This is a genomic window from Dyadobacter bucti (assembly GCF_005869225.1).
GTDB lineage: Bacteria > Bacteroidota > Bacteroidia > Cytophagales > Spirosomataceae > Dyadobacter > Dyadobacter bucti.
Genome location: NZ_SWFP01000001.1, coordinates 951,437 through 964,969, shown reverse-complemented (window position 1 = coordinate 964,969; position 13,533 = coordinate 951,437). Strand labels below are relative to the sequence as shown.

The 13,533-nt window shown below is 50.8% G+C and carries 8 protein-coding genes; 2 read left to right on the top strand and 6 right to left on the bottom strand.

Translation table 11 applies throughout. From position 1 onward, the window contains the following. Positions 1–5 precede the first annotated feature (5 nt). From FBF61_RS03500 to FBF61_RS03475, 6 genes are all read right to left on the bottom strand, one after another. Complete coding sequence (locus FBF61_RS03500; RefSeq protein ID WP_138475764.1) at positions 6–3,170, bottom strand: FAD-dependent oxidoreductase; 3,165 nt, start codon at positions 3,168–3,170, stop codon at positions 6–8. A 31-nt stretch (positions 3,171–3,201) separates the two neighbouring features. After that, positions 3,202–4,497, bottom strand: a complete 1,296-nt coding sequence (locus FBF61_RS03495) for a TolB family protein (protein ID WP_138475763.1) — start codon at positions 4,495–4,497, stop codon at positions 3,202–3,204. A gap of 23 nt (positions 4,498–4,520) precedes the next feature. Then, complete coding sequence (locus FBF61_RS03490; protein ID WP_138475762.1) at positions 4,521–5,963, bottom strand: RagB/SusD family nutrient uptake outer membrane protein; 1,443 nt, start codon at positions 5,961–5,963, stop codon at positions 4,521–4,523. Between the two features lie 10 nt (positions 5,964–5,973). Further along, entirely contained in the window at positions 5,974–9,441 is a 3,468-nt protein-coding gene (locus FBF61_RS03485) for a SusC/RagA family TonB-linked outer membrane protein (protein WP_229214902.1), read from the bottom strand. Positions 9,442–9,516: 75 nt separating this feature from the next. After that, complete coding sequence (locus tag FBF61_RS03480; protein WP_138475761.1) at positions 9,517–10,515, bottom strand: FecR family protein; 999 nt, start codon at positions 10,513–10,515, stop codon at positions 9,517–9,519. A gap of 1 nt (position 10,516) precedes the next feature. Then, positions 10,517–11,155, bottom strand: coding sequence for an RNA polymerase sigma-70 factor (locus FBF61_RS03475; RefSeq protein WP_138475760.1), 639 nt, complete (start codon positions 11,153–11,155; stop codon positions 10,517–10,519). A gap of 359 nt (positions 11,156–11,514) precedes the next feature. Between FBF61_RS03475 and FBF61_RS03470 the strand changes: the two genes are divergently transcribed. After that, entirely contained in the window at positions 11,515–11,898 is a 384-nt protein-coding gene (locus FBF61_RS03470) for a hypothetical protein (protein WP_138475759.1), read from the top strand. Between the two features lie 348 nt (positions 11,899–12,246). After that, the gene (locus tag FBF61_RS03465; protein ID WP_138475758.1) at positions 12,247–12,987 is read left to right on the top strand and encodes an IclR family transcriptional regulator; all 741 of its coding nucleotides are present in this window, start codon (positions 12,247–12,249) and stop codon (positions 12,985–12,987) included. Positions 12,988–13,533 lie beyond the last annotated feature (546 nt).

The window sequence follows — 13,533 nt, the reverse complement described above, 5'->3', positions numbered from 1 at the left end:
GGCGCTTAAATCTCGATCTCTTTTTTCAATGCCCTGGCCGGCTGCGGGTAGGAAAGTCCTGCCAGATGTTTCTGCCAGCTCTGGGGTTTATAGCCCCAGTCCTTCCCGGTCAGTTCCTTCAGCTCGCTCAGCGCGAATGATTTGTAATTATAATGCAGATCGTTGAGATATGCATGCAGAAGTTCAAATCCCTTCCGGCTTCCACAACGCGCCATGGCTGCGGCAATGCTTATTTCCAGAGATCCGCCATATACTTTCCATCGCACTTTGTCAATCTCGGAGGTCACATACCCGCCGATATTTGTGTCTTTCAGCAGGTTCTCGAACCCGCTGATCAGCGATGGATCGGGAATGCGCTCGGCGTACATAGCCAGGCTCAGGATACGGTTGTGAAAAGGCACGATCTTGATATCGATGCGCTCATTGTAATAATCGTTGGTACGCGGTACCATTCCCCCTCCTGAGTCGGTTTTTTCGAGGATATACCGGACGGTCTCCGTTTCGGAACCTTTGCCCGACATACCCAGTAACGCAATGTTCTGATTGATCTTCCAGAAAAGCCCTTCCAGCTTGTTTTTCGGCCGGCCACGGATATTGTCATAATCATCGATATAACCTTTGGGATACCCATCTTCCTGTTCCAGCCCGAAAAGGTTTACGAGTTCCGCGCCGATCAGCGCGTTACCGCCACCATCCCCGAACCATGCCAGCATTTTGGCAAGCAGCAGCTTCCCGTCCTGGCGGTCGGTTTTTTCAAAACGTTCGCTGATCAGCGGCAGGATCAGCGATCTTTCCACCCGGCTGCATTCATAGAGATATTCGGGGGCTCCCGACTCCAGTTGACTCACGCGGCGTTTTATTTCTGCGGGGTCAGCCCGGAGGTCACCCGGTTTTTTGCGCACATATTCCGCAGGAAGATAATTCAGGGAAACCCACTCTTTTTGTAACGTGCTGACATTGTAATCTCTCGGACGCACCTTTTTCCAGGCAATATCCGCCGCGATCTGGCCGGTCAGGTATCCGAGGACGAGCAGGTCGGCGGTCATCCGTGTGAATTGCAGGGCATTGCGGCTTTGCCCGAATCCGCGCCCGGATATCAGTAGGCCGTCAAGCTTTTTGGGAACGATACACCGGTAGGGGATTTCGACGGTAATATCATTGGAATGAGGTAAAAGAAACCCGCACTTGCTGTACTCGGACGACGCGACGTTGTGTGGGTCGAAGTCACTGCTGGCCAGCGCGAGCACATCTTCGAAATGCCTTTTTTCCACACAGTCGATCAGGTCAATGTTATAAACACCGTCGATGCGACGCGATTCCCTGACCGTCATGAAAGGGTGGAAGTCATAGCAATGTGCCTCGTAATGTGATATGAAAATTCCGCGCTGCTGTTCGGAGACTTTTCTGTTATCGAGAATGTCATAGTCCCGGTTGGTCGCCGAGGGGAGTTTGCCTGAGCCGGCGATATCCCACTGGCTGTAATTTTGTGTAAACCCGATCCTGGAATCGCCGATCTGGAAGCTCGCGCCTGCCATGGCAGCTACATCGCCGTCGCCGGTGGCGTCTATGGTAATGTCGGCCAGTACCAGTTCGAGCTGCCCGTTGCGGCATATTACCACGCCGTTTACGGTATTATCACGGGTTATTGCCTGGCATAGTATGGCCGATGAAATGAATTGGCCGCCTTTGTCCAGAACAGACCGGAGATGGTAAATTTGCCGTCCGATCTTTTTGTTCATACCGGCTTCAAGAGCTAGCCTTTCCGCTTCGTCATTTTGTTTTTTAAAAAAGACATTGTCCTTGACACCGTGGTAGTAACCCATTACGCCGCCCATCGTTTTGGTACCTCCCAGGTCATTGAAATAATCGACTACGATAGTGTCTGCGCCTTTGTCTACCGATCCGGCGGCTGCCAGTGCCCCGGCTGTACCTCCGCCCGCGACGAGCACCTGCGTCTGCCGTTTGGCAACGACCGCATCAGTCCAGTCGAGATGTACGGCCTGCAGGGGAACATTGAAACCAGGCTCGTCGACATCTTCGAACTTCACCTTTTTGATATCCAGTTTTTTGCCGGGAAGAATAAGGTTTTGCGGCGCGCCTGTTTGGGCCGGGATCTTGATGCGGTCTATTAGTTCCTGTGCTTTTTTCTCCAGGGACAGCAGCGATGCGGCTGAAAGCTCCTGTGAAGTGCTGTTCAGAAGGTAGTGGCCGTTCAGGGAGGTGGCGGGGACCTTGTTTTCGGCCATCGTCAGGGATGTTTCGAGCGCATACTGTTGTATCTGCGCGGTCGCGAAGCCTGTGCCGAGTGTTTTGATTTTGGTACCGAGCTGCGTTGCGATCTGGCGGGCCTTATGCTCCGCTTCTTCGAGTTTGTCGGAACCTACGGGGAATTCGAATGCCAGAAATGCCTGATCGTCGGAAAGCTTGCCGGGGTAGATTGTGAGTTTGTCTCCTAGCAGTCCAAACGAAGCGTCGGTTTTAATTTCTTTGAATGCAGGTTTGTTTACTTTATTAACTTCTACAACAAAGCCTGCTTTTTGCACTTGCAGTGACTGGCCGGCAAGTCTTCGGCTGAACAAAAGCTGGTCGGAGGCGTCAACGAAACTTTTACAGGGAACTGCAAATACCCCCTGTTTGGTGGCCAGTAATACACCGCTTACCTGACCTTTGTGCTCAAACAAACCACAGGCATCGGTCATCAGCAGGATATCTACTTTTCCCAGCAGCAGGTTACGTACCATTCCTTTCCGGATACTGCCTTTGAAAAGTGCGATATGATCGCCGAGACGGCTTTTTCCTTTTCCTGAACCTTTTGTATTCTTGATTTCGGGAAGTTCCTGCTCAGGGAGCAACAGGTCCTGCAATTCCGGCCGGAGCGTATCGAATCCCTGTGCATTGAGCCAGAGCCGGCTTTTTGCAGCCAGTTCGAAACCCGGGCTCGACCGTTTTTCCACGAGCAGTACTTTTTTTCCTGTCGAGGAAGCGTGCAATGCTGCAAAGTAGCCCGAAAGCCCCGCGCCGTTGATCACCATATCGTAATTCCCGACCGCATTCCTGCCATCGAACTGCTGGCCGATCTCGGCCATGGCCTGCCCGTTCGTCATGGAATTGGTGAGAAACACCGCTCCTGTGGCGGGTAAGGTCAAATGCAAAAATTTACGCCTGTCCATGATATTTTTTTACTTGCCTGAAGACAAGTGGTTAAGGTTTGAGTTCTTCGATTATCTTTTTCAGGTCGGCGATGTACACGCCTCTGCTGTTGTCGTCATAGCCATTGAAAATTACATATCTGCCGGTCCGGTCCCAGGTGGGGTGGGCATCCATGCGGAAAGAGTTATCTTTTACATCAGGCACCCTCACTTTTGCGATGATGGTTTCTTTTCCGGTTTTGACATTCATCAGCCGAATGGGCACGATACCGTCGTCTTTGGTGACGCTCACTTCGTGGCGGTAGGCGTCGGTAATGATCAGCGGCAAACCCTTGGGATGAAAACTGGGGTGGCCTGAACCCGGAGAAAAGACGGTTTTAAGCTCCGATCCATCGTATTTGGCTGTGATGAGTTCCAGACCGTTCCGGTCGCTGTCCACTTCGAGGTTCATGGAAAAATGGTCGCCGTCGGGCATCCAGGCCATGTGATGCCCGCCTTTGGCATATTGTTTCGTCGTGATCGCCGTGCGGATATCGGTACCGTCCGGTTTCATCGTGACGAGCGCTACCTTGCGCGGCCCGCCTGCTTTGGGCTTGATGATCAGGCACGTCATCAAACGTGAACCGGCAGGGTTCCACATGGCTTTGAATGTATAGATCTCGTAGTTTTCCGGATCGTCGATCCCGATTTTCGGCTTGGCTTCCTCAAAAATCCTTTTGATGGAGGCGATCATTCTGGTTTTGCCGGTTGATACATTCGTGACGAAAAGTCCGTCATTGCTGACGACACCGGAATTTTTGCTGCGGAATTTTTCAGGCAGGATCACACCGTAGCCCGACTGGGCATTCACCGAGTTGACCATGTTGTGGCTTGCGGCCTGTTTCCCGTCGGGCGTGACCATAAACGTGGCACCTTCCCATTTCCGGGAAGTTTTGCGGATCGGGTCATAGCGCACTGTGTAGGGCTTCCAGTTGCTGATATCGACCTGATTATAAAACAATTCATGATCGGTGGCGCCCCATTGTACATTGGCGCCCACCTGCATCTCCCAGCCGAAGGAACGGTCAACAACTGTTTCTTTGCGAGTCGCCAGCTCGATCAATACCACTTCTCCGACATCACCTGCCTTGGGATAATGGTCTTCGAAAGGGATGCGGAACAGAGCAATGTATTTCCCCGAAGGGCTGATTGGAGAGGTATCGTGAAAGCGGTGGATGATTTTACCCGCGGCTACTTTTCGGATGGGAATGTTCGCAGCTCCGCCCAGCCCGTTGTGTTCAGGAAAACCCGTTCCAGAGAATGCGGCCGCCAGCATGCAGACCGATAAGATTACCAAGCAGTTTTTCATAAATAATATTGTGGTCAGATCTGTTAATAGCCCTGATTTTGAACCAGTTTCGGATTGGCGTCTGTGTCGGATTGCGGGAATGGGAACAGCACGTGGAATGGCTGTATCTGCGGGTTCCGGTTAAAGCTCGTCTCGGCTTTCACTGCCTCAATGAGCTTTCCTGTACGCAACAGATCGAAACGGCGGTGGTTCTCGAAGGTCAGTTCCAGGCGTCGTTCCAGCCAGACCGCTTCCCTGAAAGACTGGTACGTGAGATTGGTGAGTGCGGCAAGTTTTGACCTCGTCCGTACTTTGTTCAACGCGGCATAGGCTTCGGCAGTTGGGCCGTTGTTGACTTCATTTAAAGCTTCTGCATAGAGCAGCAAGAGGTCCGAGTAGCGAAGGATCGGTATGCTGGTTCCTTCGCCGCCACTGGTTTTCGCAGTTTTATCCCACAATTTTTGAAAAGAAACTGCTTTTGTAAAATCCGGATTTGTGATCGACAGCTCAGTGGTGGCTCCGTTGTATGTATAGGAGGTCAGAAAGGTAACCGCTTTTCTTGCATCCTCCGCTGAATAGAGATCGAACAAACTTTTGGTGGGGCGTGCAATCCCGCTCCCGCCGCTGGGATATATGAGAGCACCTCTTACACCGTATCCTCTGCCCTGGCCGTGCCCGCGGACGTCTGTCAGGTACTGGACTTCAAATACATTTTCCTTCCCGCCTCTGGCCGAAAGCGCAAATGCGTCGGCAAAATTGGCGTACAGGTCGTAAACTCCCGAGTCGATCACCTGTTTGAGCTTCGCAACAGCCTGGGCCCAGTAAGGGGATTGGCGGTCGGTACCGGCTATCGTTATATACACTTTGGCAAGCATCCCCATCGCGGCACCTTTCGTAGCCCGGCCAACGTCGGCGGCAGGATAGGTAGCGGGAAGAACACTTTCCGCGGCGGTCAGGTCGTCGATGATCAGTTTGTAAACATCCTCGACAGAAGCTTTTTCCACTTCAAGCCCTTCGAGAGATGCCGTTTCGGCAGTGACCAGCGGTACGCCCCCGTACCATCTCACCAGGTTGAAGTAATGCAGAGCCCTTAAAAAACGCGCTTCTGCAATGTAGCGGGCCTTCAGAGACTCGTCCATATCGATCGAAGGCAGTCTGTCGATGACAATGTTCGACCGGTTGATACCCCGAAAGCCGCCGGCATAGTACGTAATGAATGAGTTCGCCGTCGTGATCTCATACCGCCAGAGCTGGGGCCTGTCGGCAGCACCGGTGAGGAACGGAATAGCATCGTCGGTCGTCACCAGGTCGGCGAAGGGATCGAGATTGCCGATGGCAGCGTAGCATGCGCCCAGGGCAGCTTTGGCGTCTGCGGCTGTTTTGTAATAGGTCGCATTCGTCAGGTTGGTGACGGGTGTCAGGTCGAGTTTGCTTTCGCAGGACATCATCAGTATGACCGGAAGCAGATATATGAGTTTAAATTTCATGAGCGTAGTTTTAGAATGTCAGGTTCAGTCCTACAAGGATGGTTTTGGCAGCAGGATACCCGCCGTAATCGATACCCTGGCTCAGCGAAGAGCTTCCGTAGCGGTTCACTTCCGGATCATAGCCGGTGTATTTGGTGAGCGTGAAAAGATTCTGCGCCGCCACGTATACCTTGGCCGCCTGTGACCGGAATTTGCTACGCCATTTCTGCGGCAGATTATATCCCAGGGAAATGTTCTTGAACCTCAGGTACGAGCCGTCTTCGACATGCAGGGTCGATAACAGCCGGGAGCCGCCCGCCGCATTGGCCCGGGGAATCGTATTGCTGGGATTGGTCGGTGTCCAGCGGTCCAGGACCCTGGCCGACTGGTTGTTCCCGCCCGTGAAATTGAGCTGATCGAAAGACGCGAAATTCAGGATTTCGTTGCCATAGGAGCCTTGTACAAAGACATTGAATTCAAATCCTTTGTAGCTGACCGTGTTGTTGATCCCACCAAAAAAGTCAGGATTGGCGCTGCCCAAAATGTCGCGGTCGTCGTCGTTGATCACCCCGCTTCCGTCACGGTCAATGTAGCGGATGTCGCCTGGCTTCGCTGCCTTCTGGGCAGAATTGTCTATTTCCGACTGGTTCTGAAAAATCCCGTCCATCACCAGTCCGAAGTAGTTTCCGAGCTCGCTGCCGACGCGGAGAAGGATCGGATTTTGCGACGTGTTCGAGATTGTCGCGTCTGAGCCGGTCCGGAATTCCTGCCGGCCGTCGAGTGTAAGGATTTTGTTCCGGTTGAATGTGATGTTGAACTCAGAGCTCCACCTCAGACCGTTTTTATCGATATTAACGGTATTGAGCCCCAGTTCCAGACCTTTGTTCTGCACGCTGCCAATGTTTTTCAGGGTTGTCGAAAAACCTGATGAAGTCGGTACGCCCACGTTGAAAAGCAGGTCGGACGTTTTTTTGTAATAATAGTCAGCAGAGAGGGTGATCCTGTTGCGGAAAAGTCCCAGGTCCATACCGATGTCGAACTGAGCGTTTTTCTCCCATCTGAGGTCGGGATTGGCAATACCTGCCGTGGCCGAACCAGTGTTCAGCACCCCTCCGATGACGTAAGGTGCGGCACTGATGTTAGCCAGATATTGATAGTTACCGATCTCCTGGTTACCCGACAATCCATAGCTGGTGCGCAACTTTGCCTCGGTGACCGAAGGTATGTTACTGAACCATTTTTCATTGTGAAGCTTCCAGGCCAGTGCGCCCGATGGGAAAAAGCCTTGCTTGCGGTTGGGGCCAAATCTCGAAGAACCGTCGCGGCGACCTGTGAGGGTCAGTAAAAAACGGTCATCATAGCCATAGTTTACGCGGGCCAGGTAGGAAATGAGAGCCCATTCATTGGCTGTGGAAGTAGGCGCGATCAGCGTAGATCCCGCTCCGAGGTTGTTATATTCCGCGAAATCGTCGGAGAAGGTATTGGCCTTGGCCACAGCCTCTTCCCCTTTGATCTCCTGGATCGTATAGCCGATCAGCGCGCTAAAGTTGTTTTTTGAGTTGAAATTTTTGGTATAGTTCAACGTATTTTCATTGAGCCAGTTGAGCCGCTGTTTGGTGGTTACAGCCGCGCTTCCCTGCACGCTTGCCCCCACGATCGCATCCCGGGTAACGTAATAGTTGAGCCGGGAAGTCTGTACGTCTGCACCAATGCTGCTTCTGAGGTTCAGCCCTTCCATGATCTTGATGTCGACAAAGGAGTTGGCCAGCAGCCTGATCGCGGACGTTTTGTTGGTGAATTCGTTCAGAAGCGCCAGCGGGTTATCTGCACCGAGGCCGTTCAGTTGTCCCTGGTTTTTGTAATAGGTGCCATCATCATTGTACATTTTAAATGTAGGAGAATAGTTCATTGCCGCACTGATCACGCCGGTATAGGCCAGATTGCCTGTGGGTTCGGTCTGTGCGTCGTTGCTTTCGGTATATGCGCCCTGAAAAGTCAGACCTACCTTAACCCGGGATGAAATGTCCGAATCGATGTTTGATCGCAATGTGTAGCGTTTGAAGTCGGAGTTTTTGATGATACCGCCCTGATCGTAGTAGCCGAAGGAAATAGCATACCGCGATTTTTCGGAACCGCCGGAAATCCCCAGCTGATGGTTCTGCATCGGTGCATTCTGAAGAATGGCGTCCTGCCAGTCGGTCCCGGCTCCAATTGCCGAGGGAAGCGGCCGGTCTGCATTTGAGCCGTCAAAATAGGGCGTGCCACCATTGTTGACCTGTGCCTCATTGACGAACTCGGCAAATTGCTGTCCGTTGAGCAGGGGTATCTTGCGACGAACCGACTGAACCCCGTAATATCCTTCATAGGCCACGACCGTTTTTCCGGCCTTGCCATGTTTGGTAGTAACCATCACCACGCCATTTGAGCCCCGCGAACCGTAAATGGCTGTTGCGGAAGCATCTTTCAGGATTTCAATCGATTCGATATCGTTCGGGTTGATCGAGTTCAGGTTGTCGGTAGGGAAGCCGTCCACAACATAGAGCGGGTCGTTACTGGCATTGACGGAACCTGACCCGCGGATACGGATCGTGGAGCTGCCGCCGGGTCGTGCAGAGTTGCTGACCACCTGTACGCCTGCCGCCCTTCCCTGCATGGCGCGGTCGAGCGAGACAATAGGGGTGGCCTTGATATTTCCTTCACCGATCTTCGATACTGCACCCGTCAGGTCACTTTTTTTTACCGTACCATATCCCACCACGACGACTTCCTCCAGTGCTTTGGTGTCAGCCGCGAGGCTTACCGACAGGTGCGACTGGCTGGTTACTTTTATTTCCTTTGAAATGTATCCTACAAATGAAAACACCAGTGACACCGGCAGGCTGTTCAGCACCAGTTTATATTCTCCCGCTGCGTCGGTGGCCGTACCCTGCTGGGTCCCTTTTACCATCACGCTCACACCCGGAAGCGGGTCTCCTGCATCGTCGCTTACTTTACCCGAGATGGTGACGTCCGTCCGTACCTGAACCGGCAAAACAGCCGCAAACGGCTCGTTGCCGGCCGGTCTGCCCGATCCATTTTGCGGATCAGCCGGGTTGTCTGCGCCGACGATTCTGATAGCCCCGGGTGTCAGGCTGTTGGTGCTGCTGCTCCGGTCGATGATCAGATACGAGCTCTTGTTGACCTTTTTATAGGTCAGGCCCAGCGGGGCAAGCATTTGATCAAGATTTTTTTCAAGATTCCATTGCTTGTTAATGCGGAAGTTGGGCACCTGTACACCATTAGCAGCCTGCGAGTCGAACAGGATGTCGACCCTAAAGTGTTGTTTCAGTTCCCTGAGAGCATCCTTCAGAAGCAGGGGTTTTGCGGGTTGTTGGGTGTTGGGGCTGGCTTGTTCCCGCTGGTGCATAGCCAGCGCCTGGGCGCCTGCAGGGAATGATACCAGCAAATGGAGCAAGAGGGTAGCTCCCCAAATGGCAGCTAGGTAGAAATGTCTAGACATGATCGGGTTAGTTGAAAAGAAATAATTTGGACTGTAGAAGGGCCGGGAGTACGTTAGGTATCGGTCTGGCTTGTTTCAGTGGTCAGTAAAATGCACTTTGTTGTTTTCGCGGCTTACCGAGAGGTCCAGTACCTCTGCGATTGACTGCAGGAATTCATCGATGGTACGCCCCTTGAAAGATCCCATCAGCTGCCGGTTGGCGATCGTCTGGCTGCTGAATGTCACTTCCAGTCCGTAGGTTTCGTTCAGCTGGTAGGCCATTTCTTCCAGGGTTGTTTCGTCGAACACGAACCGTTTGTTTTCCCACTCGGAGTAGGTTTCAGGTGCTTCGGTGCGGGTGATTTCCATTGGACGGTCCTTTTTGAGCTTTACTACGTCGCCGGGTTTCATAATGAGCTCCTTCTCATCGGTCGCTTCCAGGTAGTGCAGTTTCACCTTGCCGTTGGTGAGTACTACTTTTGAACCGAATTTCCTGGCCGACATGGTGAACTTGGTACCCAGCACCTCCACGGTAAAGTTTTCGGGCGTATTGACGATGAATTTCTGGTGATTTTCCAGGTGCTCGACGTCAAAGCTGGCATCACCTTTCAGAAAAACCTCCCTTTTCGTTTTTCCAAAATTCCAGCGGGAGACCTTCAATACCGAATTCGCATTGAGCTTCACCGTGCTGCCGTCTCTGAGCTCGAATGTCTCGATTTCTCCGTAACCGGTTTTATAGGAAATGTAATTGATCGTATCACGGTTGTACCAGGCAAGTCCCAGCGCCACAGCGATCACGGCGGCGAATTTTCCCGCGTGATTTTTGGCCCAGCGCGCCAGTTTTCCGCGTAGACTAGTCTGTAACTCGGGCGTTATGGCTTCGTCCCGGTCAATCATCGAAAACAAACGTTCGAGCGCAACATCATTTTGCGCATCGTACTGGAGATGGTTCCTTTCCCATTCTTCCAGCCACTGGTAATAGAGCTCTTCGTTCTCCCTGTCAGTCAGCCAGTTTTCAATGGCTGTTTTTTGTAAAGGTGAGGTTTTGTTTGCAAAATGGTCGAATATGATCCTCTTGCTGATGGTTGGTTTCATATCAAATCCAATGTTCTTTTAGACCCTGGCGCATGGAAAGCAGCGCCCGGCTGATGTGTACTTCTACGGTTTTGATGGATATCCCCAGCTCGTCGGCGATCTCCTGGTATTTTTTTTCTTCAAAGCGGCTCATTAAAAAGATCTTGCGGCATTGGGGAGGAAGGCTGTGCACGAGCTGTTCTACGTGGTGCAGAACCTCCTCGTACTGGGTGATCATGTCCGGCAGCTGACTGTTTCCCGATACGTGGCCTGCCGCAGCTTCCAGTTGTTCCATAGGTTGAAATTCAAGCCTTATGTAATTATAAGCCTCATTTCGTACCGAGCGGAACAGATAGAACCGGTAGGAAGAGGTGATATTTTCATACGCTTTCGACTTCCATAGCTTGCAAAAAACCTCGCTGACAATGTCCTGAGCTACCGCATCTGAATATACGAAACGTGCTGCGTGGCTGCAGAGTACCTTATGATAACGCTTGAACAACAATTCAAAGCCATGTCTGGGACTTTTCGCGAAACCGTTCCTGATCATCCATTCATTGTCGACCGGTCCATCGGCCTGAGGCGACCCGAGTCCAAGATTCAGCACTTTGTCCGGCTCGTCTTTCTCCCGGGAGGTATCTTGTAGCAGGTTTTCAGTCATAAGGGAAAGGACAATTGTTTCTTTGAATCGGTCAACTAATTACAAGACAACTTCTACGGAAATGCCCCTTAATCAGTTCAGGATTTTTTTTAAAAAAAATGTTAAAATTTTTGGTGGGACGGTTCCGGTTCGGACAAGTGCACCATTTAAATCCAATGTTTTATTAAAATAACCTACCGGGACTCATCTCATGGTTTTGAGTTTCAACCAACTCGATCTGCACAATCCATTGCCTTTTGCACCAAAAGTGTTTCCCGGATATCCGCTTTGTACAGGGTGAACATGACTTATTTATTCCAGGTGGCATCCAACCTATTCAGCACCTGAGGTGTCCTCCTAAGGCAAAAACTTAACGTCCCATGAAAGCCAGAAAACCCGCAGTTCTCATTGTCCTTTTGTTCTTCGCGGGCTTGAATGCCTGCCAAAACGACCTGGATTCCAAGCAAGTTTATTGTACAGATATCTTCATAGGAATTCGTATTAAGGTGTCCGGAGGCCCGCTGACCGACCATTATACTGTTCGGATGTCTAGTTCGGATACGATCCGGCGCCCGGAAAGCACAGATCCCCAGACACAATGGTATACGGTATTGGACGATAATTATCAACGCAAGTTGGCCAACCAGGAGGACGTATTCAGATTTATCGGAAAAAGGGGCGATGTCATTGTTGTTGAGGAGGATTACGTGATTGGAGCAGATGAATGTCATGTTTACAAAGTGAGCGGGAAAGACGAAATCTAGCAATTCTCATTGTTGTTTGGCCAAAGGCAAGCAATCCTGTTCGAAAAGTACTTTAAAGCGATCAGTATTAAAATTCCGCCTGAAATAGAGGCGGCGCACAGTCCGGGTGTGGGTTTGATCATCCGCCATAAAAGCAAACCATGGACTGGTGGTGGGCTCATACAGCAACATTTAACTTAAAACGACGGAGAGGGCCCGCCGGTTTATAGGTATTGATCAAAAATATCCGGGACGGCAGTAGTTTCACCATGAATGCCCCCCGGTTACGGCCAAATACAAGTCGGGTCGATGGAAAGAGTTGTTTTATACTGGAAATTATTACTTTTATATTGTAAAATAGAATAAGTAATGATACAGGTAATTCACAGAGCGCTCGATATTTTGGAAATAATTTCAGCTGAACCCGAAAAACCCCGGGCTCTCGGCGACATCGCTGATACCCTCGGTCTGAATCACGGAACGTGTGCCAATATCATCAAGACACTAGTTTCCAGAAAGTATCTGGAACAGGTGGGTACAAAGAAAGGGTACGTGCTTGGCAGTAAGGCCTACACGTTGTCGGGCAACGACGCCTACCGGAAAGACCTGATTGAGATGTCGGCCCCGGAAATGGAAAAGCTGACGGCTTCGATCAATGAAAACAGCCTTCTGGCTATTTTAAATGGAGAAAACAGGATTGTCATCCACAGGATCAGCGCTGAACAGGAATTGCAGGTGCGTACGGCTGAGGAAAAGCATGTATATGATTCTGCATCAGGCAGGCTTTTGCTTGCTATGTTGTCGGATGCTGACATAGAGCGTTTTATAGCCAAATATTCGCTACCGGCAGAACAGATCTGGAAGGAAGCCCATACACCAGAAGGATTTAAAGAAGAAATTACAAAAATCCGGGCAGAGCAATGTGCTTTTCAGGTCCTTCCCGGAAGGCAGGTGATCGGCTTGGCTGTTGCCATATATAAAAATGGCAAAGTCGTGGCGAGTCTTAGTATCTATCTGCCTGAGTACAGGTACATGAATATGGACAAGATCGCACTCGTTGAAAAGCTTAAATCGACGGCCAATCGTATTTCCCAAAAGCTCAAGCATTGATTTGGCTGTTGGCTATCAGCTTTCTGCCGCAGCTATTGGTTATGTGCCCTCAGTGATTTGCGATCGGCTTTTTGATTCTTTGAAAGGTTTCTCGAAGTCGGCAAAATGCCAATCCCAACGGGATGTAAATATTCTGGTAAATGATATTGTAACAAAGGAGTGAACCCCGTGAGGGGTGACATTTTTGCTGCTGCGACCACCCCTGACGGGGTTCTGGATAGTATAGGATATTGTTTTGTTACAAAAATTTCAGCCCTCTGGGCTTTTCATGCATGGTTACTCGTTCCGTAATGCATCATTATTTTTAGGTATCGTCCGGTGCGCTGCACAGTAATCCCAACGGGATGTAAACATTCTGGTAAATGATATTGTAACAAAGCCAGTGAACCCCTTGAAGGGTGACATTTTTGCCGCAGCTGCCACCCCTGACGGGGTTTTGGATAAAATATGGTATGCCGTTTTTGTTACAAAAATTTCAGCCCTCTGGGCTTTTCATGCATGGTTACTCGTTCCGTAATGCATCATTATTTTTAGGTATCGTCCAGT

What these genes read in the sequence shown, in the direction of transcription:
- FBF61_RS03470 (WP_138475759.1), top strand. Translation starts at nt 11,515, where the DNA reads ATGAAAGCCAGAAAACCCGCAGTTCTCATTGTCCTTTTGTTCTTCGCG.
- FBF61_RS03475 (WP_138475760.1), bottom strand. Translation starts at nt 11,155, where the DNA reads ATGACTGAAAACCTGCTACAAGATACCTCCCGGGAGAAAGACGAGCCG.
- FBF61_RS03480 (WP_138475761.1), bottom strand. Translation starts at nt 10,515, where the DNA reads ATGAAACCAACCATCAGCAAGAGGATCATATTCGACCATTTTGCAAAC.
- FBF61_RS03465 (WP_138475758.1), top strand. Translation starts at nt 12,247, where the DNA reads ATGATACAGGTAATTCACAGAGCGCTCGATATTTTGGAAATAATTTCA.
- FBF61_RS03485 (WP_229214902.1), bottom strand. Translation starts at nt 9,441, where the DNA reads ATGTCTAGACATTTCTACCTAGCTGCCATTTGGGGAGCTACCCTCTTG.
- FBF61_RS03500 (WP_138475764.1), bottom strand. Translation starts at nt 3,170, where the DNA reads ATGGACAGGCGTAAATTTTTGCATTTGACCTTACCCGCCACAGGAGCG.
- FBF61_RS03490 (WP_138475762.1), bottom strand. Translation starts at nt 5,963, where the DNA reads ATGAAATTTAAACTCATATATCTGCTTCCGGTCATACTGATGATGTCC.
- FBF61_RS03495 (WP_138475763.1), bottom strand. Translation starts at nt 4,497, where the DNA reads ATGAAAAACTGCTTGGTAATCTTATCGGTCTGCATGCTGGCGGCCGCA.